Source organism: Microcoleus sp. A6-C6 (genome assembly GCF_036705955.1).
Lineage (GTDB): Bacteria > Cyanobacteriota > Cyanobacteriia > Cyanobacteriales > Microcoleaceae > Microcoleus.
The window spans coordinates 18,065-40,375 of the sequence record NZ_JAUBVR010000019.1 but is presented as its reverse complement, the minus strand read 5'-3'; the positions used below and the strand labels follow the sequence as shown (position 1 = coordinate 40,375).

The window sequence follows — 22,311 nt, the reverse complement described above, 5'->3', positions numbered from 1 at the left end:
GTTTGTTTGTTGCGTGATTCCATTCACCCTTTGGAACACTCCTCTCATGGCCGATCCAGCGGTTAAAGTGGCGCTACTTTATCGCGATCAACCTCTTCGCGGGGAGCCGTTTTCCCGTCCAAATTTGTGTCATCATGGGGCGGATTTTGCGGGCGATCGCGTTTCGTAAAGCGATCGCGAGCCGAGACAACCACCACATACAGCACCGGCACCATAAACAAACTCAAGAACGTAGAAACAACCATCCCGCCCGCGATCGCATTCCCCAGCGATCGGCGACTTGCCGCCCCCGCACCTTCCGGGTTAATTAGGGGAGCAATCCCCAAAATAAATGATAAAGAAGTCATCAAAATCGGTCGCAAACGCTCTTGAGCCGCCTCAACTGCCGCCTTAGCAATTGGATATCCCCGCTCCCGCAACTGATTAGCAAACTCCACGATTAAAATCGCGTTTTTACTAGCCAACCCAATCAACATCACCAAACCAATCTGGCAATAAACATCATTCGCCAAACCCCGCAACGACTGAGCTAAAAGTGCACCTAAAATCGCCAGAGGAACCGCCAGCAAAATAATGAAAGGATCGACATAATTCTCGTACTGAGCCGCCAAAACCAAGAACACAAAAACCAGCCCCAAACCAAAAATAATCGGCGCTTGACCCCCAGACTCAATTTCTTCTAAAGAACTCCCCGACCATTCATACCCAAAACCCGACGGCAAAACTTGAGCCGACACCTTTTCCATCGATTTTAGCGCCTGTCCAGAACTCGATCCCGGAGCCGGAGAGCCACTAATTTCAATTGACCTATATAAATTGTAGTGGTTAACAGTTTGCGCTCCCACCACCGGAGTTATCTTCACCAAATTGCTCAAAGAAATCATTTCATTCTTTCCAGAGCGGACATACAACTTACTAATATCTTCAGGGTTATCACGAAACTGTTTATCCGCCTGAACATACACCCGATAATTGCGCTGCTGTAGATTAAAATCATTCACATACTGAGAGCCCAGAGCCGTTTGTAACGTACTGAAAACATCATTAATGGGAATATCTAGAGCCTTAGCTCGATTGCGGTCAACTTCCACAATTAACTGAGGCGTATTCGCAGCAAACGTACTAAATACCGCTTGCAATCCCGGCGTCTGATTCGCCTGCTTTAAAATTCCACCCATCGCCTCAACCAGAGAATCTAAACCGCTGTTACCTTTGCGGTCTTGCAATTGAAATTGGAAACCTCCAAATTGACCTAAACCTTGAATAGCCGGCGGATTCACAGGGAAAATTCTAGCTTCTGGAATCGCGAAAAACTTACCCCGCAATTGACCAATAATCGCCTGTACAGTTTGCTCTTCTCCGTGACGTTCTTTCCAGGGTTTAAGGGTAGTAAATATAATCCCCTGATTGGAACTGTTACCACTAAAACCAAAGCCACCTACAGAAAAAGTCCCCACAACTTCAGGAACTTTGAGGATTTCTTTTTCAACTTCGTCCATCACCTGCTGGGTGTATTGCAGCGAAACGCCTTGAGGCCCTTGAATAATTGTCAGAAAATAGCCCTGGTCTTCCTCTGGGATAAATGCAGTCGGTACTGATAAATAAAGCCAAGCTGTGAATCCCAGAGAAGCAATAAACAACAGGGTAACAATGGTTTTAAATCGTGTTAAGAATATTAAGGAATCTCTATATTTCTTTTGCATCCAATCCAGAAAAATATTAATCCGGTTAAACACCCAACCCAACGGGCCGCCAAACTTCTTACCTGGGCGCAGTAATATAGCGGCAAGTGAGGGAGTAAGAGTAACCGCCATAAAGGTAGAAAGCAGAACGGAAAAAGCAATTGTTAAGGCAAATTGTTTATAGAGTGCTCCCGTTGTCCCAGGGAAAAATGCCACGGGTACGAACACGGCCATCAATACTAAGGAAGTGGCAATTACAGCACTAAAAAGTTCCCGCATTGACTCGGAAGCTGCTTGGCGGGCATTCATACCTTGGCGGACTAGGCGGTCAATATTTTCGACTACGATGATCGCGTCATCAACCACTAAACCTGTTGCTAAGGTAAGACCAAATAGAGACAAACTGTTAATCGTAAAGCCGAATGCTTTGATAAAGGCAAATGTCCCAATCAAGGAAATGGGAATTGTGATGGTGGGAATAATCGTAGTGCGCCAATCTTGCAGGAAAACAAAAATTACTATTACCACTAGCAAGACTGCTTCAAACAGAGTTTTGATTACTTCTGCCATTGACTCTTGGACAAATTGAGTCGTATCTAGTGCGGTTCTATGTATCACCCCTGGAGGGAAGTTTTTAGCTAATCTTGCCATTTCTGTTTTGACGGAATTGGCAACATTTAGAGCATTACTTCCGGGCAATTGGTAAATTCCTAAACCCACCGCGTCCTTACCTCGAAATCGCAGAAAAGAGTTATAATTTTCTGCTCCTAATTCGGCTCTACCAACATCTTTTAACTTAACTAAAGTTCCATTTGTTTCGTTTTTAATAACAATTTCTTCAAATTCTGTGGGGCTTTTGAGACGGCTTTCTGCACTTAAATCAATCTGATACATTTGCCCTTCTGGGGCGGGTTCTTGACCAATTCTTCCTACACCAACTTGCAAGTTTTGTTCGTTAATTGCTCTTGTTACATCTTGCATTGTTAGATTACGAGCCGCTAATTTATTGGGGTCGATCCACAGGCGCATAGCATAGCGTCTTTCCCCAAAAATTCGCACGTCGCCCACGCCTTTTACTCTTTTTAAAGTATCTGCTAAATAGAGGTCGGCGTAGTTGCTTAAAAATATGGTGTCGTATTCTTTGTTTTCGGTGAATAATCCTATAGCCAGCAGCAGGCTGTTAGATTGTTTTGTAACTGTAACTCCTGTGCGTTGTACGGCATCTGGGAGTTGTGGTTGAGCGACTGCAACTCGATTTTGCACATCGACGGCGGCGATATCTTTGTTGCGGGAAGTATCAAAGGTGGCTGTAATGGTGCTGGTTCCACTGTTAGTGCTACTGGAAGTTAGATATTTCAGTCCTTCAATGCCGTTGATTTGCCTTTCTAGGATGTTTGTTACCGCATTTTCGACAACTTCAGCATTGGCACCGCTATAGTTGGCTGTGACGTTGATTTGGGTGGGGCTGATGTCCGGGAAGCGTTCGATCGGCAATGTGGGAATGCTGATTGCGCCTACCAAAATGATAATTAAGGCGCAGACGCTCGCAAAGACAGGCCGTTTGATAAAGAAATCTGCAAACATTATTTGGGTAATTGATAATTGGTAATTGGTAATTGGTAAGTAGGTGGGTACAAATAAACATTAAATGGGTCGGGCGGGTTTTGCCTTAATCTTCTGGCTGATCTCATATATCCTACGCTAAACCCGCCCCTACGAGCGATCGGAATTTAAGGATTAAAGGATGAACAGGATTAATTTTAGTCATCTTCAATTCAATCCTATTAATCTTCAAAATTCTGTAAATCCTGATGCAGAAATTAATTTTTCCCTCCCACTGGTAATTTTCCCCCTTCCCCAACAGCTTGCTCTTGAGCAGTAACTGGAGCGCCGTCAGTCAAGTTGAGAATGCCTGCTACAATCACTTTTTCTCCGGCTTGCAAACCTTCGATAACTTGATAATTGTTCCCCTGAATGGTTCCCAATTTCACTGGTTTTTGCCGCGCGATTAAAGGTGGCATTCCAGGTTTTGGCTGTTCCGGTTTTTGAGCTGTGAAGACAAACGTTTGCCCGCCCAAGCGAGTGACTGCGATGACGGGAACTAAAATTCCCGGCTTTTCTTGCCAGATGACTTTGGCTTTGACAAATTGCAGGTTGAGCAGTTCGCCGCTGGGATTGGGAAAGGTGGCTTTAGCTAAGATTGTTTGGGAATTGGCGCTGACGTTTGGGGAGATGAAACTGATTTGACCGCTCGCGATCGCCTTGCCTTGATTATCCAGCATTTCTACGGGCAGCCCCAAGCGTAATTGAGGCTGACGCTCTAAAGGAATTGATAACCGCAAGTCGAGCAATTTGTTCTCTGTCAAAGTGGCGATCGGGTCGCCTGTTTTCAAGTAATCACCGACTTTCACTGGTATGTCGCCGATGACTCCGGCGAAGGGCGCGGTGACAGCAGTTTCTTGCAGTTGTATTTCAAAGCCGCGCACTTGGGCTTGAGCTTGGGCAACTTGCGCTTCGGCTTGATCTATCTGCTCTTGGCGAGTGCCGTTGGCTAACTGGGCTAATTTGCTCTTGGCTTGTGCGACTTCGGCTTCGGCTTTGGCTATTTCTTCTGGGCGCGCACCGTTTTGCAATTGCCGCAAGGCTTGCTGCTGCTGTTGCAAGGCTGCTGTGCGCTGCTGGATCTGGGTTTGCCTGTTTTTTTGGCGCTGATCCAACCGCCTTTGAGCTTCTCGGAGGTTGGCTTGGGCGCTGGTTTGTTTTTGGATGTATTGCTGGAGGGTGTTTTGTGACTCTGCGCCTTCTTTTGCCAATGCTTGATATCTGGCCAACTGCTGGCTGGCTAACTGTGCTTCGGCTTTGCTTGCCTCTATTTGGGCTCTGGCTTGGGCGATGTCTTCTAACAGAGTTCCGCTTTGGGCATCGGCTAGGTTGGCTTGGGCTTGGGCGACGCGGGCTTGGCCTTGGCCAACTTCTTCTGGGCGATTGCCCGATCGCAGTTGGGCTAGGTTGGCTTGGGCTTGGGCAACTTGGGCTTGAGCTTGGGCGATTTCTTCTGGCCTGCTGCCTGCTTGCAATTCGGCTAAGCGCGATCTAGCGGCGAGCAGGCTGGCTTGGGATTGTCTTAATTGAGCTTGGGCGCTGTCGCTTTTGATCCGGGCGATGGCTTGTCCTGTTTCGATCGAGTCCCCGGATTTGACAAAAATCTGCGTGACTAGCCCTTCTGTTTGGGGTTTGATTTGTACAGAACGCTTGGCTTCTAGGCTGCTGACAAATTCCGAAGCATCTTGGACTGAGCTGGTTTTAACGGCTGCCAGCTTGACTGGTATGCCTTTGGGTTGATTTGCTGCTGCCTGTGGTGGGCGATTATGGCTAGATTGCCATGAGTACAAGCCGATACCTGCGCCTGCTGTGCCGATCGCGATCGCGGCAATTAGGGGCCAGCGCGATCGCGGTTTAGCAACAGGGAGGGGGCGATCGGCAACAATTTCAAAATCCTGCGGTTGATAGCTGTCTGCATCAATTGGGTGCAGTTCCGGTGTAGTAGATTTTTGGTCTTCAGTTTCAACGACGGATTCAGGGGATTTAGGATAACTCATTCTCAACACCACTAATTTTTTTTATCAGAAAGAATTGGTTTAAAGCCCCTCTCTTGTAGGGAGAAATTAAAAGAAGACTATTCATTACTCCAATCCTCTTGCTTCCAGGTAGAGGTAGCTGTCAACTGTCAACTGTCAACTGTCAACTGTCAACTGACTTACCTAGAGTTTGGCGGCATCTTTGCTCCACCTAGCTTAGGGAATAAGGACAAGCCATCTTAAACAGAATGGAATAAGGACAAGTCGTCTTTTTAATCGGGGGATGTGCTTGGCTTTAGTCCGATCGCAGTTAGCCAAGCCGGGCCGCGATTATTTTTAGGAAAGTTGTTTGTTATCTCTCAAAAGTTATGATGTGCCACTGAGATTAGACATCCTCCTTATGACTCACTTGAGTGGGTGAGTGGGAGGGATTTTCTCACTTGAGTCGCCGGATTCAGGGGAGGTTGGGGAGTCAGTCACGCACAAGCCGAGATCGCGCGTTGTTCTTGGGCTAGTTGCTCTGTCAACCACTCGATTTCTAACTGGAGGGTAGCCGTACACCTTTCCCAGGATGCTGCTTGATACGAGTCAACGGGATTGTCATGTTCAGTTTGTTGGCCCTCTAGGTCGTCTTGGCGCAGGTAGCAAACTCTCAAGCGGTGTTCGAGCAACTTGATTCTTTCTGGGCTTTCTAAGTCACCAAAAAAGAAAAATTTGATTTGGAAGCGCGATCGACTGTTGACCCAGCTTTCTTGATGGTGTTCGAGCATTTTTTGTCGCCAGAGATCGCGCCCTTGGGCTGTAATGCCGTAGATTTTGCGCGGATTGCCGCCGTCTCCGGCGACTTCGGAAACTACCGAAATCTCGCCTCGCTCTTCCAACCGCTTCAGCAGCGGGTAAATCGCTCCGTAGTTGACGCTGATGCAACTGCTCATAAATAGCTCCAGTTGTTGCTTTAGCCGATAGCCGTGCAGGGGTTCCCGCTGTAGCAGACCAAGGGCTGATAATTCAAGCATTTATATCACTTTGATATTATAGTCTGGACTGTACAACTCTACCTGATTGAATGGCGATCGGCAAATAGCTAGTTTCACAAAAATTTGAGAGTTAAATACACATTTTATAAAGTTTGTCAATATCCTGAAGATGTATTGTTTGATAGTCAAGAGAGGGCGATCGATCGATCGACTAGCAAGGGGTTTGTGGGCGATCGGTGCGATCGCGTGACATTTTAGTAAAAAACCCGGTTTTGCGTCGGCGCTGAGCAAAATTGAGGATTTAGATTATATTGAGTTCTACATATAGAGGTTCTGCCTAAGTCTTGTAATTGTTGCCGTTTAATCTTACAATCTGGATTTAACTATATTGCAAAAATCGACAAAATCACGAAAAGTAGTCAATTGCCCTGGCTTCTCTTCAATTCTTTTCAATAGCTGTTCCAAATAAAATGGCTTTAGCACATCTCCAGGTCTTTTTTTAGAATATGTGGTGTTTTTAGCTTCAAATAACACTTTCAAATAAGCTCCATGAAACTGAGCATGGGTATTAAAATCTAAATATTTTCCCATTTTTTCAGGACAGTCAACTGAAACATTATAATATTTAGTATAATCTAATAAAAGTTTGGTTTTAGGATGTATTAACTTTTGAGAATGTGTTGCATAAATATTGCGATTGCCCAGCAGCCAAGTTTCCAAGCAGCGATTCTGAACAATTAGCACAAGTTCTGCATTTTTTAATTCTAGTTTTTCCTGATTGAAAAAATCATAAATTTCTGCGTGTCGTTCCGCAACAGTATTTTCCTCGGCATCAAGGCATACTACAAAATAGTTGTATTTTCCGCTTAAATTGATTTCCTCAATCGAAGGAGGAATGAAATCATATAATGATGGATATCCTTCGCCACTAATCAGGTAATAATTTTTGTCTTTCACCTCATCGTAACTCTGAACTTGTGTGAATTCAGGCAATAGATGACTTAACCAAGCTGGATAAACTTTTCTCTCCGATTGCATCCCTTCGACTAAAAAATATAGATTCATTCAACAAAGATTCCTTCGCTATATTCTTCAAGATTAATCAGTTGCGTAAACGCCTGATGCCTAGATTTTCCCAAGTTCAAATCTTTCGCATCCTTGACGGTGACAACGCCTCCTGTGCGGGTTACTATTTTCCAGTATTCCATGCTGATATTATTGATAATGTACGGGTGATGACTGGTGAGGATAAATTGAATATTTCTATTTTCCATGAGCAAATCGGTAACAAAATCGATACAGTTAATCCCTAAAGCATTTTCAAATTCATCTATCAGAATTACAGTTCCTTCTGGCGACAAGTAGATTTCGCTAATCAGAATTAGCGTTTTCAGCATTCCAGAGGAAATGTTATTTTGAGAAATCCAATTATTGACACCTTTTTCTCTGATTTTCACGGGATAACCTGAAAATGATAGACTATCATTTTCTTTTACTGCTTCTATTTTAACATCTTCAACTTGAGAAAATACCTCTCTAAATATGCGTTTAATGTTATCAAACACATCTGGATAATCGGTGGCTATTAAAGCCATTTTTAGAAGTATTGGTAAATTACTTCCTTTAATACTATCCAATGAAATGTTAATTTTTAATGAAACTTTACTTGATGTAAATATTGACATTAACCTGTGATGTATCGCTAATCCTCCATTGAAAGAGCTATAGTTATCACTGTAAATAACTTTATTAAAACCCTGCTGAACAGGGAAGATATCTTCTTCTTGATTTAAAATTTGCACTGCGCTTTGAAACGGTGATAATTTTGGCGTTGTCTTTCCTTTAAACTTGATTTCGGTAGAGTTTCTTTCGATAATTGTATCCCCATTTCTAGATAAATGCTCGCGAAGAATCCTAAAGTTACTGGCTTCGTCTTCCTCATCTGGAATTAGGACAGGAACTTTTTTTGTTTCAAACTCGCCTTGCCATTGGTACTCCACATCGTTGATTGTCGAAAATGTGATATCCCACGCTAAACCGTTTGACGAAGCACCATTCGCTATCTCTTTTAAACGCAAAATTCCTTTAAGTATTTGAGTTTTGCCAACCCCAGATACCCCAACTAGCAATGCAAGATTAGAAAAATAGATGGGTTCAAAACGCCACTCTAATACATGATCCCAAAAAGCTACTTGTTTAATTCTCATTTCCCCTTCCTATCTATCAATAATCTGCGTCCATCAGCGTTTATCCGCTGACATCTGCGGTTAAAAACTAACATAATTTTGCCGCCACCAAGCGCGGACAAACTTAATCTCATCAAACGTATAACGTTCTTGCAAAAACTCATAAATTGCTCTCAATCTTTCATCTCCAATAACTTCAATTGCGTTTACGATAGCCTGCTGGCTTTCCGATTCCACCAACAAATTTATATCAACTTCCCGGCCCATATCCATCAATTCTACCAAATGCCCAGAAATAGTATTAGGACTCATCCCCCGCGCATTTGCTATGGCTTGAACTGTCAAACCTTTTCGGTATAATTCCCAGGTTTGCATCTGGGAATAAGATGGAGAATTTGCTAGATTAACGACATCAGGAGATACAGGGCTAGTTGGCAATCCTTGTTCTTTGCAAAAAGTACGAATTGCTTCTAAGAAAACTTTGCCGTACTTATCGCGCTTGTTGCTGCCAACGCCGTAAACTTCCTCGAATTCGGTGAGAGTTTGCGGACGTTTTTCTGCCATGTCTCGCAAGCTTCTATCAGCAAAAACTACGTAAGGTGGCACAAATTGTTCGTCGGCAATTTGTTTGCGGAGACTTCGTAATATGGAAAATAAGCCTTCTACTTCTACGGCTAAAGACCGCACTCTTCCCTGTACTTCCCGCGGCGCTTCGATGGCGATTTCAACTGTGCGCTGGCGTTTCATGATTTCCCAACTTTTTTCGTTGAGTTTCAAAATGGGAAAGCCGTCTGTTTTTTCGTCTAAGAAGCCTTGATTTATCAGCGAACGACTTAACCTTTTCCACTCGTCTGGACTTCTATCTTTGCCAATGCCGTAAGTAGAAAGTTGGTTGTGCTGGTATTGCAATATTTTTTGATTTTTTGAGCCGCGTAGCACGTCAATAATATGATTCATGCCGAATTTTTCTTGGCATCTGGCGATGCAGGAAAGAAATTTCATGGCTTCAAGTGTCCAGTCTTCTACTGGTTTTTTGTTGCAACAGTTGTCGCAATTTCCGCAATTTCCGGGAAATGAATCGCCGAAATAACTTAACTGGACTGTGCGGCGGCAATCGCTGGATTCTGCATAGTTGATTACTCGCCGTAATTGTTGGCGGGCTATTCTTTGTTCTTGTTCGTCGGGTTTTTGTTCGATGATGTATTCGATGGTTTTGACATCGCCGAATCCGAAAAATAAGGTGCAGTGAGATGGTTCGTTGTCTCTGCCGGCGCGACCTGATTCTTGATAGTATCCTTCTAGGTTTTTGGGTAAGTCGTGGTGAATTACAAATCGCACGTCTGGTTTGTTGATTCCCATGCCGAAGGCGACTGTTGCTACCATTACTTGTACGTCGTCGCGGATGAATCGGGTTTGATTCGTCGATCGATCTACATCGTTCATTCCGGCATGGTATGGTAGGGCTTGGATGCCGCTTTGCTGCAATTTGTAGGCAACTTCGTCAACTTTTTTGCGGCTGAGACAGTAAATGATTCCTGAACCGCCTTTTTTTTGGATGATTTGCACAACTTCGGCAAAACTGTGCTTGGTTTTGGGGCGGACTTCGTAGTATAAATTTGGCCGGTTGAAGCTGGCGACGTGGATGTAGGGATTTCGCAGGGTTAACTGCTGGATGATGTCTTGGCGGACGCGCTCGGTGGCGGTGGCGGTTAGTCCCATAATTGGTATGTCGGGATATCGATCGCGCACTCGCTCCATTTGTCTGTATTCTGGTCGAAAGTCGTGTCCCCATTCCGAAACGCAGTGGGCTTCGTCGATCGCAAATGCCGAAATTCCTAACTTAGAAGCTACTATATCTAAAAACGGTAAAAATCTCTCACCCAGTAAGCGTTCGGGCGCAACGTACAGCAGTTTAATTTTACCTTCGAGAATTGCTGTTTCGCGCGATCGGGTTTCCATCGCGCTCAAAGTGCTGTTGAGAAAAGTCGCCCCAATGCCATTATCCTGCAAAGCTTCCACCTGGTCTTGCATTAGAGCAATCAGCGGCGAAACCACCACCGTCAATCCCGGTTTCAACAGCGCCGGTAATTGAAAGCACAAAGACTTGCCACCGCCAGTCGGCATGACAATCATCATATCCCGTTGTTGTAAAGCAGCTTCGACAATTTCCCGCTGCCCCGGGCGGAAAGAGTCATAGCCAAAGAAATGTTTGAGGGATTGTTCGAGGGATGAGGGCGCGAGAGATGTTGGCGGATTCGACCCTGACATTTGCAGTAATTGGTTGTTGACTTCTACCCTATTCTAGGTCTTTTGAGCACAAATACAGTTACAATATTTGAGAATCTCAATTTAAGCAGAGAAACCGATGCCGAAAGCAATTTGGAATGGTGCCGTTTTGGCCGAGAGCGACAAGTGCGAAATGGTAGACAATAACTATTATTTCCCGGCGGATGCAATCAACCGCGAGTATTTCAAGGACAGCAGCACTCACACTACTTGCGGTTGGAAAGGTGTTGCTAGTTATTACAGTGTTGAAGTTGGCGGACAAGTTAATAAGGATGCTGCTTGGTACTATCCTACTCCAAAAGATGCTGCTAAAAATATTGCAGGATATATTGCTTTTTGGAAAGGAGTTAAGGTAGAAGCTTAGGTTTTGTCCGCAGATTTGTTGTTTGCGATTCTGACAGATCATCGTGGAAAATAGAGGACACAACAATGTTCATTTGTGTCCAATTTAGCTGCGAACGTACTCATAAACTTCTGTTTACCGCCGAGGCCAGATCCCCCCTAGCCCCCCTTAAGAAGGGGGGGACAAGAGTATTCTCAAAGTCCCCCTTTTTAAGGGGGATTTAGGGGGATCTAGACTTGGATACTAACCAGAGATACAAAGGTTTGAGGCAATTGTTGACATGAATGAACATTGTTGTGTCCCTACAGTTTATCGCAATAGCCTACAAATTTTAATCTTGTTCCCAAGCAGCGGCGGCTTCCCATCCCAAACCGCGACGAACCACAATCGGCTCGCTTTCTGTCAAATCAAGAATGGTAGAAACTTGATATCCCGGATCGGAATCATCATCGACAATGATATCTACTAACTTTAAAAAAGAGTCAAATAATTCAGCTTTGCCAAAGCTTTCTTCTTGTTCAGACGGCACGGGTGCTGCACCTTCATCATCAGTGGTAATATGAGCAGATGTGGAAATAATCGGATTGCCCAAAGCTTCCACAAGTGTAAAACAAAGCGGGTGGTCGGGAACGCGAATACCGGTGGTTTTGCGTTTTGGACTCATTACCAATTTGGGCACTAACTTGGTAGCTGGTAGCACAAATGTGTAGGGCCCGGGGATTAACCGCTTGATAATTCTGTATGCTTGATCGCTGACGGCAGCATATTCGGTGATATTTGACAATGAGGAACACAGGAATGTTAAAGGCTTATCATTGGATAGTTGCTTGATCCGCCTGACTCGTTCTACGGCAGACTTGGAGTTTAGATCGCAGCCGATCGCGTAAACTGTATCTGTGGGATAAAGCATCACTGCCCCATCTTTGAGAGCTTTTGCAATCTTCTCGATTCTGTCTTTTTGGGGTGCAACTGGATGCAGTCCGTAAATAATTGCCATGTTAAGATATTGCAGGCTAAGTGGGCGATCGAAATATCGACTGAAACAATCAATGTTGAAAATTAATTGCTAATAATGAATAAAATAGCTTATTTTGACTGTCCAACCGGCATTGCTGGCGATATGTGTATCGGATCTCTCCTCCACGCTGGTGTTCCCCTAGACTACCTAATCGAAAAACTCAACTTACTCGGCATTTCGACAGAGTACCAATTGCGGGCGGAATTAGTCCACCGGAATACTCAACAAGCAACTAAATTTTATGTCGATTTAGCAGCCGATTTGCCTTTAAAGTCAAACAATCCGGCTGCTGACTCCGCCCTCGATCCCTCGGAAACGGAATCCCCGACTTTCGACAATCGGCACCACCACCACCACCATCATCACGGGGAAGAACATTCTCACAGTCACGGCGAAGAAAAGGCAGAAATTAGCCACATTCATCATCGCAACTTGCCAGAAATTGAGCAAATTATTGTCTTGGCAAAGTTGCCTCCGCGGGTGGAAGCGTGGAGTTTGGAGATATTTCGCAAATTAGCAGATGCAGAAGGTTCTGTGCATGGTATTCCAGCAAATGAGGTTCATTTTCATGAGGTGGGGGCTACGGATGCACTTGTTGATATTGTCGGTACTTGTTTGGGTTTGGATTGGTTGGATATTGATGAGTTTTACTTTTCGCCGATGCCGACTGGTGGGGGTACGGTGAAGGCTGCACATGGTAGGTTGGCGGTGCCCACGCCTGCGGTGATGCGGTTGTGGGAAACTCACCGAGTGCCTGTTTATAGCAATGGGATCGATCGCGAATTGTGCACTCCTACGGGTACTGCGATCGCTTGTACTCTCGCCTCTGCTTTTGGTCCGCCGCCGCTGATGCAGGTTCTGACTATTGGTTTGGGTGCAGGTTCTCGTAATCTGGCAATTCCTAATATTTTGCGCCTCTGGATTGGTAGGAAGGAAGAAGGAAGAGGGAAGAAGGAAGAAGGAAGAGGGAAGAAGGAAGAAGAAAGAGGGAAAAAGGAAGAAGGAAGAGAGGAGAATTCAACTAATGATCAATTAGCCATTACCAATTTGCAAGAAACAGTCTGTGTTTTGGAAACGCAAATTGATGATTTGAGTCCGCAGGCGATCGGCTATGTTTTTGATGCTTTGTTTGCGGCCGGATCTCTGGATGTTTTTACTACGCCTATTGTGATGAAAAAATCGCGGTTGGGTGTGCTGTTAACTGTGATTTGTCATCCCGAATTTCAGGATGCTTGCGAAGCTGTGATGTTTCGGGAGACTACTACTTTGGGTATTAGGCGATCGACTCAACAACGAACTATTTTACATCGAGAATTCGAGACTGTTCAAACTGAATACGGCGAAGTACAAATAAAAGTTGCGAAGTCTGGAGAAACGATTGTTAATGTGCAGCCGGAATATGAAGATTGTGCGGAAATTGCCCGACTTAAAAATGTTAGTTGGCGCGAGGTTCATCGGTTGGCGCTGCAAAGTTGGTACGATCGCACTTAATACACTATTCTGAAGAACAGGCAAGATGCCTGTTCCACAAAAAATTAATTTTCTTGTGGGGTGGGCATCCTGCCCGCCAATGAAGGCTAAATCCAGAAGAAGCGGCGGTTGAAACCGCGTCTATACAGACAAAACCTGCCTCCGCAGGTTGAAGATTAAAGTCGTCGGCGCGTGTCTAAAATTTGTTGTTGCAATTCCTCGAAAGCGGGCATTTTTGAGTTATCATTTTTCTCAAATATCGCCTTTATTTGGTCGATTAGCTCGATCGCCAGCGGTACGCCAAGCTGCAATTGTTCCAAGACATCCCGCTGAGCAAAAACGGTTTCCGGTGTTCCTTCTAGAATCAATTTTCCGCGATCCATCACAAACACCCAATCAGCCCAGCGGTAGATGAAATCGAGGTCGTGACTTGCTAAAAGGATGGTAGTTCCGGCTGCGTGGATTTGTTGCAGCAAACCGATGAGTTGTTTGGTGTGGCGCGGATCGAGATAGGCGGTAGGTTCGTCTAACAGCAGGAGTTTGGGTTTGAGAATCATGATATCTGCGATCGAAACGCGCTTTTTTTGTCCTAAACTGAGGTTATGGATTGGTTCGCGGGCGAGTTCGCTTAAGTTGAATTGCTCGATCGCCTTTTCCACTTTTTCAGCAATATCAGATTCCGGCAATCCTAGATTGTACAATCCGTAGGAGATATCTTCTTCTACTGTGGAAGCGACTAATTGATGTTCGGGATTTTGAAAGACGAGTCCGATTTGTTGGCGCAGTTGCGTGAGATATTTGCGATCGTAGCGGAAGGGTTCGCCTTCCCAGCTAATCATGCCATGTTGCGGTTGGTACAAGCCATTTGCTAGCAGAAACAAGGTGGTTTTGCCGCAGCCGTTTTGACCGATGAGTCCGCAGCGCTTCCCAGCGGGGATTTTGAGGCTTAAATCTTGAATTGCTACTCGCGAACCGCAGGGATATGAGTAGGAAGTGCGATCGAATTCGAGAATTGATTGAGACATATATTGATAATTAGATAAGATAAGATAAGATAAGATAAGACGGCGAATGGAATTCGCGACTATATAAACGATGTCCGCCTCCGCGGACTGAAGAAGATAACGTAATTTTAAGGGCTTTTCTTCAACCCGCGGAGGCGGGTTTTGTCTGTATAGACGCGGTTTCAACCGCCGATTCTTCTATTAACCGCGTTTATCTTTTTCTATCAACTGCCAAAGTTGAATCTCATAACAAAGATGCTGTTCAAAAAGTTGACTCGCCTCCAATCCTTCAACCACCAATTTTTTAAACCAGCGACGAAATATCCAACGCAGGAATTTATGAATTGGCGGAACTGCGATCGAAATTAAATCCGCAACATAAATCATTGTGTTCAGTCCATACCTGCGGAAAGTATCGACATATAGGTCAATTGTTGGTAAAATATGAGTGGAAATATCCTCAGCTTTTACTAAATTAAACCCCGCTTGCATTAATGCAGTTTCCAGCTCTTTGACAACATGACAATTAGAAAACATTCCTTCTGTATAATTAGGATTAGATCGCATCATATCCGCAAGCAGTACGTAGCCTCCAGGATTGAGTACAGTCGCCGCACCTTTAGCTATATCGACAGCAGACATATATTGGCTACTTTCGCTAAAGAGAACCAAATCGTAGGAGTGGGTGGCTTGGAAGTCTTCAAATTTGGTGAGGTGGAAGATGGCGCGATCGCCTGTACACTTGAGAAAGCGCTGTTGTTGGAACGGATCGGGCGCGAGTCCTTCCACTGCAAAAGCGCGATCGAGCAAATAAGCCGCATTTCCACCAATCCCGCATCCTACATCCAGCACAGTCTTGACTTCTTTGGGGATAAAATCTAACAATTTATCTGTGTAAGCTTGCTGAGCGTTGCGCAGGCGTGCGATCGTGAGTTCATCAGCAGGAACCGGCAGAGTCTTCCAATAGCCGTAATGAAGATAGGGCGAATCTGTCAGCCCCAAATAGTAATTCAGCGCTGCATTTTGGTAGCGAGTTACTTTGGAAATAGAAATTGATGTTTGCTTCGACATGGAGAGAATCGGGTAAATTTTAAGATTTCCGGGAGGGTTGAAATTCTTCCCAGCGCTTGCATATATGTTAATAGCACTGAATGGCAGAAATTTTCAACTTTTGCCACAAAATCCAAAATTCCCTTGTCATTCGCGATCGACAAACCGACAACAACAGCAGATTAATTGTAAAAATACTGAACTAACCATCATCTATACCTCGCAGATGAAAACAACAGGTAAACAAATCGGCGGGCATCCTGACTCGGAGATTTAACTATCCTAGTATCATCTCATTACAGTTGCGGGACAGCGCCGGATTTTCACCGAACTTTCCCCCTTGCGTCTGATGGCTGTTCTCCATCAGAGCCGATCGATCTGCCGAGATATTAGCACTATTTTAGATATTTCACAAAATACTGATTCTGTTGGGCGATCGCCCATTTACCACATTTTTCATAATTCTTTCATTTTTAGGGGTTCTGTGATAAATTCAAAAAATGAAAAGATTATGAAAATCAGCGATCGTCGATCGGGCTGTCTGCCGTAATCTGTGGCAAATTTAGCTAGCATTTTGAAATATATGCCCAAAAATCCTCAAATTCTCACTCCATCTCGCCCTTTCCCCCTATCCCTCCTCTCCTCTCCCGTTTGGAAACAGTATCAGATAATTGGGTTGGGGCTGCTGCTGGGAGTGTGCGTCAGCGGGTGCAACACTCAGACGACGGTTGAGCCTCCAACCAATCAAAATCGAGCTTCTAGCCCAACCGCCACCGATTCGACCCGAAAAGACAAAAAAGTTATTCTCACCACCTTCACGGTGCTAGCAGACATGGCGGAGAACGTCGCCGGTGACAAGGCAACTGTTCAATCCATTACCAAGCCAGGGGCGGAAATTCACGGCTATGAAGTCACTCCCAGCGACTTAACACGAGGGCAAAAAGCCGATTTAATTTTAGACAATGGCTTGAGCTTAGAACGCTGGGCAACTCGATTTTATAACAGTTTTCCCAAGGTTCCTCACATTACTTTGAGCGAGGGAGTCCAACCCGTTAATATTGCTGGCGATGCCTATCAAGGTAAACCAAATCCCCATGCTTGGATGTCGCCCAAAAATGCTTTGATTTATGTTGATAATATTCGCAAGGCTTTAGGAAATATCGATCCGGCTAATGCTGCAACCTATGACGCAAATGCCGCCAAATACAGTGAACAAATTCGGGCGATCGACGAAAAACTCAAACAAGCTATTTCAGCCATTCCCCCGGACAAACGCTACATAGTAAGTTGTGAAGGCGCTTTTTCTTACCTTGCCAACGATTACGGTTTGAAAGAAGTTTATATTTGGCCTGTCAACGCCGAACAGCAATCCACACCGAAACAAGTCGAACGGGTGATTAATACAGTCAAAGCAAACCAAATACCTGCTGTATTCTGCGAGAGTACCGTCAGCAACCAAGGACAGCTTCAGGTAGCCAAGGAAACAGGCGCAAAATTTGCCGGGGTGTTTTATGTCGATTCCCTCTCTCCAGCGGAAGGCCCAGCATCAACCTATCTTAAGTTACTTGAATACAATGTCAATACTTTGATAAAAGGGTTACAGGATAGTTGACAGTTGACAGTTGACAGTTGACAGTTGACAGTTGACAGCGAAGCTAAAAAAATGACGGTTGATGGTTGACGGCGAGGCTGAACAAACGGGGATTTAAACCTGGTTTATAACACCGCGTGCAAGTTCTGTAGGTAATTCATAATATGGAGAAAATTAGATGAATGAAATAAGTATCGATATTGAAAATGTCACTGTTGCCTATCACGGCAAAGTTGCCTTGCACAGCGCCTCGCTGCAACTCAAAGCAGGGACAATTTGCGGTTTGGTGGGGATGAATGGTGCGGGCAAATCCACGTTGTTTAAAGCCATTATGGGGTTTGTGAAACCAAACACTGGACGAGTTTTAATTAATGGGTTGCCCATTCGTCAAGTACAAAAACGCAATTTGGTTGCCTATGTGCCTCAGTCGGAAGAGGTAGATTGGAATTTTCCGGTGAATGTTCGCGATGTGGTGATGATGGGGCGCTATGGGTACATGAATCTGTTGCGGATTCCTAGATCGATCGACAAACAAGTGGTGCGAGAAAGCTTGGAAAGGGTGGAAATGTGGCAAATGCGCGATCGGCAAATCGGAGAGTTATCCGGCGGACAAAAGAAACGTACCTTTTTTGCGCGGGCGCTGGCGCAACAGGCAACGGTTTTGCTGCTGGATGAACCCTTTGCCGGAGTCGATATCAAAACTGAGAAAATGATGATTGATTTGTTGATGGATCTGCGTCAAACAGGACATACAATTCTCGTTTCAACTCACGATTTAGACTCTATTACCACGTTTTGCGACCAAGTTGTGTTAATTAATCGCAGCATTCTCGCCTATGGTAACACCTCTGATGTGTTTACCGAGGAAAATCTGTCCCGTACCTTTGGTGGTGCGATCGGTGATTTATCTTTGGCCAAAAATCGTTTAACTCAAGTCAATCAGGAGGAGCAATAATGGACTTAATTCAGTGGTTTGCCGCACCGTTGCAGTATGAATTTATGGTGAAGGCGATTTTAGTCAGCGCCTTAGTAGGGGTTGTTTGTTCGGCGCTTTCGTGCTATATGACTTTGAAGGGATGGGCATTGATGGGTGATGCGGTTTCTCATGCGGTGATGCCGGGGGTTGTGATTGCTTATGTGCTGAATATTCCTTTGGCGGTGGGGGCGTTTGTGTTTGGTGTGGGTTCGGTAATTGCGATCGGCTTTATCAAAGCGAAAACTCGCATCAAAGAAGACACGGTAATCGGTTTAGTGTTTACTGGATTTTTTGCCTTTGGTTTGGTGTTAATTTCTAAAGTCAGAAGTTCGATTGACTTGACGCATATCTTATTTGGCAATGTCTTAGGCATTTCTGATTCAGATATTGTTCAAACTGTAATTATTAGTGTCATAACCTTAGTGACGCTGGCAGTTTTACGCAAAGATTTAATTTTGTTTTGTTTTGATTCTACTCACGCGCGATCGATCGGTTTAAATATCACATTTCTATATTACGTGCTGCTATCTTTGCTATCGCTAACAGCAGTGGCTGGACTTCAGACAGTAGGGATTATTTTAGTAGTAGCAATGTTGGTGACTCCGGGAGCAACCGCCTATTTATTGAGCGATAATTTTGACCACATGATGCTAATTGCGATGGCGAGTGGGGTATTTTCTAGCGTCATGGGAACTTATATCAGCTATCACATAGATGGGGCGACGGGCGGATGTATTGTGGTGTTGCAAACGTTGCTGTTTGTGTTGGCGATGATTTTTGCTCCGAAACACGGTTTATTGGTTAGAGCTAGGAATTCACGGGCGATCGATTAATAAGAGTTGGCGGTTAAAACCGCTCTTAAACAAGCCTAATTCGCCTAGATATTTAAGCCGGATTAGGTATAACATCAAAGTCAATATTTTTATACAAATCTGCCAGCACAACTTCCACAGAAATAGAAGTTAAGGAAACTCGATCGCCCGCACAGCTATATTCCGAAAAAATCCACTTATTCGCGTCAATTTTAGAATATTGCTGCACTTGTAGCCGATATTGATCGATTAATAAATACTCCTGAAAACTCGGAATACTGCGATAAGCCGCAAACTTTTCATCGCGATCATAAGCTTTGGTACTTTTAGAAAGCACTTCCGCAATCAGCACAGGATTAGTAATTGTATCCGTCCGTCCCAATTGTAACTCGATCGGGCGCGCTACTACCATCACATCAGGGTAAGTATATTTGTTAAACTGCGGAACCAAAAGCCGTTGATCTGATGCAAAAATACTGTAATGTTTACCCTTGAGACTTACTCTCAATACAGAATTTAAGATGCTCGTAATTTCGCTATGATTTGGTGTGCCACCAGCTATCAGAATTATCTCCCCATTGATAAATTCATGTCGCTCTTCAGAATTGATTTCCAATTCTAGATATTCCTCAGCCTGGTAGGTTTTCGTTTGAACTTGCGCGATCATACACAACTCTCTCCTTTAATCGACTGATTCCAGTTTATCATATTCTTCTATGAGGACTGTCAAGGAAACATCAGCTAATTTTGACGACGGTTTTAGTAATATTTGAGTATTCATAAGAATAAATTCAAGTAACAATTATGCCCTTAATTATAACGGGCTTGCTAACTCCAGAGTGGGATAATTGAGAATGGTGCAAGATGTCTATCAATTCGCGATCGCACTTCCACACCTAGAAACCGAGTTTTTACCAATTCTACGGGCTGGAACCTATGGATTTCCCTAAAAAACCCGGTTTCTGGCCACCCGTGCTTCCAAGAGTTAGGACGGGCTAGAAGCCCATCCCACAATTGTTTTTTCTTGTGGGATGTTGCTCTGAGCATCGTCCCGAATCTACAATTTAAATGGGCAACAGACGATCGCACGCGCGATCGCCCTCCTCACACAAACTACGAATCGCGATCGAGCTTCAGCACAGCCATAAAAGCCTCCTGCGGCACATCCACAGTACCAACAGACTTCATCCGCTTCTTACCCTTCGCCTGCTTTTGCAGCAACTTCTTCTTCCGCGAAATATCACCACCGTAACACTTCGCCAACACATCCTTCCGCAAAGCCGGAATATGTTCCGAAGCAATCACTTTCGCGCCAATAGTCGCTTGAATCGGCACCTTAAACTGGTGGCGAGGAATCAACTCCTTGAGTTTCTCCGTCAAGCCCCGGCCAACATTGTAAGCCTTATCCCGGTGTACGATCATCGCCAAAGCATCAACCGGATCGCCATTAATTAAAATGTCCAATTTCACCAACGGATTTTCGCGATAACCGATCAGGTGATACTCCATACTCGCATAACCGCGCGATCGCGATTTCATCTGATCAAAAAAGTCCGTCACCACCTCCGCCAAAGGCAACTCATAAACCAGCGTAGTCCGCCCCTGACTCAGATACTTCATATCCATAAAAATGCCCCGCCGATTTTGAGATAATTCCATCAGCGCGCCCACATAAGTTTCCGGCGACAGCATTTCTACCCGCACATAAGGTTCCTCAATCTTCTCCCGATACTGAGGATCTGGCAAGTGACTTGGATTGTCAATTGTTAACACTTCTCCTTTAATTGTTGTGACTTGATAAACTACAGAAGGAGCCGTAACAATCAAATCCAAATTGTATTCTCTTTCAAGTCTTTCTTGCACAATTTCCATGTGCAGCAAACCCAAGAAACCGCAGCGGAAACCAAATCCCATTGCGCTCGAAGTTTCCGGTTCGTAGGAAAGCGCCGCATCGTTGAGTTCCAGTTTTTCTAGAGCTTCCCGCAAGTCTGGAAATTGGTCAGCATCGATCGGGAATAAGCCACAAAAAACCATCGGTTTAGCCTCTGTATAACCCGGCCAAGGCTCAGATGCAGGCTTTTTGACCAAAGTAATCGTATCCCCGACGCGAGCATCAGCTACCGCCTTAATTGCCGCGCCCAGATAACCAACTTCCCCCGCGTGCAGTTCATCTACTTGCACTTGCGTCGGTGAAAGGATGCCCAATTCATCGATGACATATTCCTTCCCCGAAACCATCAACAACACCCGATCGCCCTTTTTGACACTTCCGTCCATCACCCGGAAATACACAATTACCCCACGGTAAGCATCATAATAACTATCAAAAATTAGCGCCCTGAGCGGTTTATCAACAGTATCCTGCGGCGGCGGCACCAATTCGACGATCGCCTCCAAAATCTCATCAATACCAATTCCTTCCTTAGCAGAAGCCTCAATCGCCCCGCTACAGTCCAGACCGATAATCTCTTCAATTTCCCCTTTAACCCGTTCCGGTTCCGCCCCCGGTAGGTCAATTTTATTTAGAACCGGAATAATTTCTAAATTATTTCCCAAGGCAAGGTAGACATTTGCCAAGGTTTGTGCTTCCACGCCTTGAGATGCGTCTACCACCAGCAGCGCCCCTTCGCAAGCAGCGAGCGATCGCGAAACCTCGTAGGAGAAGTCAACGTGTCCGGGAGTGTCGATCAGGTTCAGCACGTAATCCTGACCGTCCTTGGCAGTGTAATTCATCCGAGCCGCTTGCAGCTTGATCGTAATGCCACGTTCACGTTCGATATCCATATTGTCTAAAAACTGCTCCTTCATCTCCCGTGCTTGGACAGTCCCAGTTTGCTGCAACAGGCGATCGGCCAAGGTGGATTTTCCGTGGTCGATGTGAGCAATAATCGAAAAATTACGAATGCGAGATACAGGAACGTTTGTCATAAAACCTATCGGCAAAAGATTGACTTTTGTTGTATTATAAAACTTCATTCAATCTACAGTCATTTATAGTCATTTAGAGACTTAGATCCAATTTAATTTTTTATCGGCGGTGGGTTGACAGATCCATTATATTTATGCTATGTTCATCAACCACACTTCAGTCAAAACGCCCTGCTGAGAAAAAAAATTGATCTCTGTGATTGTACAAAAAGCTGTTGAACGGTTGGGAATATCGCCGATCGCCAACATTCGCCCTCAAACCTCCAGTCCAGTCAGGTTATTCTATAAAAGGCGATCGTCAACTTAAAAATATTACTGAGAAGTTGCTGGCGCTTGACAATAAGCAAATAATTTGGTCAAATAACGGAAGCGGGACGGTAAGGATCTAAAAAGTATAGGTTTTGATCCGC

17 protein-coding genes and 1 riboswitch are annotated in these 22,311 nt (G+C 44.7%); of the genes, 6 read left to right on the top strand and 11 right to left on the bottom strand.

The features are described 5' to 3' along the window. Positions 1 to 62 precede the first annotated feature (62 nt). The 3 genes from QUB52_RS10530 to QUB52_RS10520 form a co-directional block, all read right to left on the bottom strand. Entirely contained in the window at positions 63 to 3,266 is a 3,204-nt protein-coding gene (locus tag QUB52_RS10530; protein ID WP_332973601.1) for an efflux RND transporter permease subunit, read from the bottom strand. Between the two features lie 236 nt (positions 3,267 to 3,502). Continuing rightward, on the bottom strand, positions 3,503 to 5,281 hold the full coding sequence (locus QUB52_RS10525) for an efflux RND transporter periplasmic adaptor subunit (protein ID WP_332973599.1): 1,779 nt from the start codon (positions 5,279 to 5,281) through the stop codon (positions 3,503 to 3,505). Between the two features lie 455 nt (positions 5,282 to 5,736). Further along, positions 5,737 to 6,276, bottom strand: coding sequence for a PadR family transcriptional regulator (locus QUB52_RS10520; RefSeq protein WP_265237381.1), 540 nt, complete (start codon positions 6,274 to 6,276; stop codon positions 5,737 to 5,739). A gap of 84 nt (positions 6,277 to 6,360) precedes the next feature. Between QUB52_RS10520 and QUB52_RS10515 the strand changes: the two genes are divergently transcribed. After that, a complete protein-coding gene (locus tag QUB52_RS10515; protein WP_332973597.1) occupies positions 6,361 to 6,495 on the top strand; it encodes a hypothetical protein in 135 nt (44 codons plus the stop codon). Positions 6,496 to 6,603: 108 nt separating this feature from the next. Here the strand turns inward: QUB52_RS10515 and QUB52_RS10510 are convergent, their stop codons facing one another. From QUB52_RS10510 to recQ, 3 genes are read right to left on the bottom strand one after another with little or no spacing between them, the layout of a single operon-like run. After that, positions 6,604 to 7,302 (bottom strand): hypothetical protein, encoded by a 699-nt coding sequence (locus QUB52_RS10510; RefSeq protein WP_265237378.1) that lies wholly within the window; start codon positions 7,300 to 7,302, stop codon positions 6,604 to 6,606. After that, positions 7,299 to 8,444, bottom strand: a complete 1,146-nt coding sequence (locus QUB52_RS10505) for an ATP-binding protein (RefSeq protein ID WP_332973596.1) — start codon at positions 8,442 to 8,444, stop codon at positions 7,299 to 7,301. Before QUB52_RS10505 ends, QUB52_RS10510 begins: the two co-directional genes overlap by 4 nt. Positions 8,445 to 8,504: 60 nt before the next feature. Next, on the bottom strand, positions 8,505 to 10,691 hold the full coding sequence (gene recQ, locus QUB52_RS10500; protein ID WP_265237374.1) for a DNA helicase RecQ: 2,187 nt from the start codon (positions 10,689 to 10,691) through the stop codon (positions 8,505 to 8,507). Positions 10,692 to 10,788: 97 nt separating this feature from the next. Here recQ and QUB52_RS10495 point away from each other — a divergent pair, with 97 nt between their 5' ends. Next, positions 10,789 to 11,073, top strand: coding sequence for a DUF427 domain-containing protein (locus tag QUB52_RS10495; protein ID WP_190656114.1), 285 nt, complete (start codon positions 10,789 to 10,791; stop codon positions 11,071 to 11,073). 310 nt (positions 11,074 to 11,383) lie between these two features. Here the strand turns inward: QUB52_RS10495 and QUB52_RS10490 are convergent, their stop codons facing one another. After that, positions 11,384 to 12,049, bottom strand: coding sequence for an L-threonylcarbamoyladenylate synthase (locus tag QUB52_RS10490; RefSeq protein WP_265237369.1), 666 nt, complete (start codon positions 12,047 to 12,049; stop codon positions 11,384 to 11,386). Positions 12,050 to 12,124: 75 nt separating this feature from the next. On the opposite strand from QUB52_RS10490, the gene larC reads away from it, so the two are divergent. Further along, on the top strand, positions 12,125 to 13,561 hold the full coding sequence (gene larC / locus QUB52_RS10485) for a nickel pincer cofactor biosynthesis protein LarC (protein WP_332973595.1): 1,437 nt from the start codon (positions 12,125 to 12,127) through the stop codon (positions 13,559 to 13,561). A gap of 155 nt (positions 13,562 to 13,716) precedes the next feature. Here larC and QUB52_RS10480 read toward each other — a convergent pair whose 3' ends face one another. Together QUB52_RS10480 and QUB52_RS10475 are read right to left on the bottom strand one after the other, a co-directional pair. Further along, complete coding sequence (locus tag QUB52_RS10480) at positions 13,717 to 14,565, bottom strand: energy-coupling factor ABC transporter ATP-binding protein (protein ID WP_265237366.1); 849 nt, start codon at positions 14,563 to 14,565, stop codon at positions 13,717 to 13,719. Between the two features lie 180 nt (positions 14,566 to 14,745). Further along, on the bottom strand, positions 14,746 to 15,615 hold the full coding sequence (locus tag QUB52_RS10475; protein ID WP_265237364.1) for a class I SAM-dependent methyltransferase: 870 nt from the start codon (positions 15,613 to 15,615) through the stop codon (positions 14,746 to 14,748). A 212-nt stretch (positions 15,616 to 15,827) separates the two neighbouring features. Beyond that, positions 15,828 to 15,983, bottom strand: a riboswitch (cobalamin riboswitch). 164 nt (positions 15,984 to 16,147) lie between these two features. Between QUB52_RS10475 and QUB52_RS10470 the strand changes: the two genes are divergently transcribed. The 3 genes from QUB52_RS10470 to QUB52_RS10460 all read left to right on the top strand — a co-directional run bounded on the left by QUB52_RS10470 (position 16,148) and on the right by QUB52_RS10460 (position 18,994). Continuing rightward, positions 16,148 to 17,206, top strand: a complete 1,059-nt coding sequence (locus QUB52_RS10470; RefSeq protein ID WP_332973594.1) for a metal ABC transporter substrate-binding protein — start codon at positions 16,148 to 16,150, stop codon at positions 17,204 to 17,206. Between the two features lie 157 nt (positions 17,207 to 17,363). Beyond that, a complete protein-coding gene (locus QUB52_RS10465; protein WP_332973593.1) occupies positions 17,364 to 18,140 on the top strand; it encodes a metal ABC transporter ATP-binding protein in 777 nt (258 codons plus the stop codon). Next, positions 18,140 to 18,994, top strand: a complete 855-nt coding sequence (locus QUB52_RS10460) for a metal ABC transporter permease (protein ID WP_332973592.1) — start codon at positions 18,140 to 18,142, stop codon at positions 18,992 to 18,994. Before QUB52_RS10465 ends, QUB52_RS10460 begins: the two co-directional genes overlap by 1 nt. A 52-nt stretch (positions 18,995 to 19,046) precedes the next feature. Here QUB52_RS10460 and QUB52_RS10455 read toward each other — a convergent pair whose 3' ends face one another. Together QUB52_RS10455 and lepA are read right to left on the bottom strand one after the other, a co-directional pair. Beyond that, positions 19,047 to 19,640, bottom strand: a complete 594-nt coding sequence (locus QUB52_RS10455) for a Uma2 family endonuclease (protein ID WP_332973591.1) — start codon at positions 19,638 to 19,640, stop codon at positions 19,047 to 19,049. A gap of 446 nt (positions 19,641 to 20,086) precedes the next feature. After that, positions 20,087 to 21,901, bottom strand: a complete 1,815-nt coding sequence (lepA, locus tag QUB52_RS10450) for a translation elongation factor 4 (RefSeq protein WP_332969959.1) — start codon at positions 21,899 to 21,901, stop codon at positions 20,087 to 20,089. Between the last annotated feature and the right edge of the window lie 410 nt (positions 21,902 to 22,311).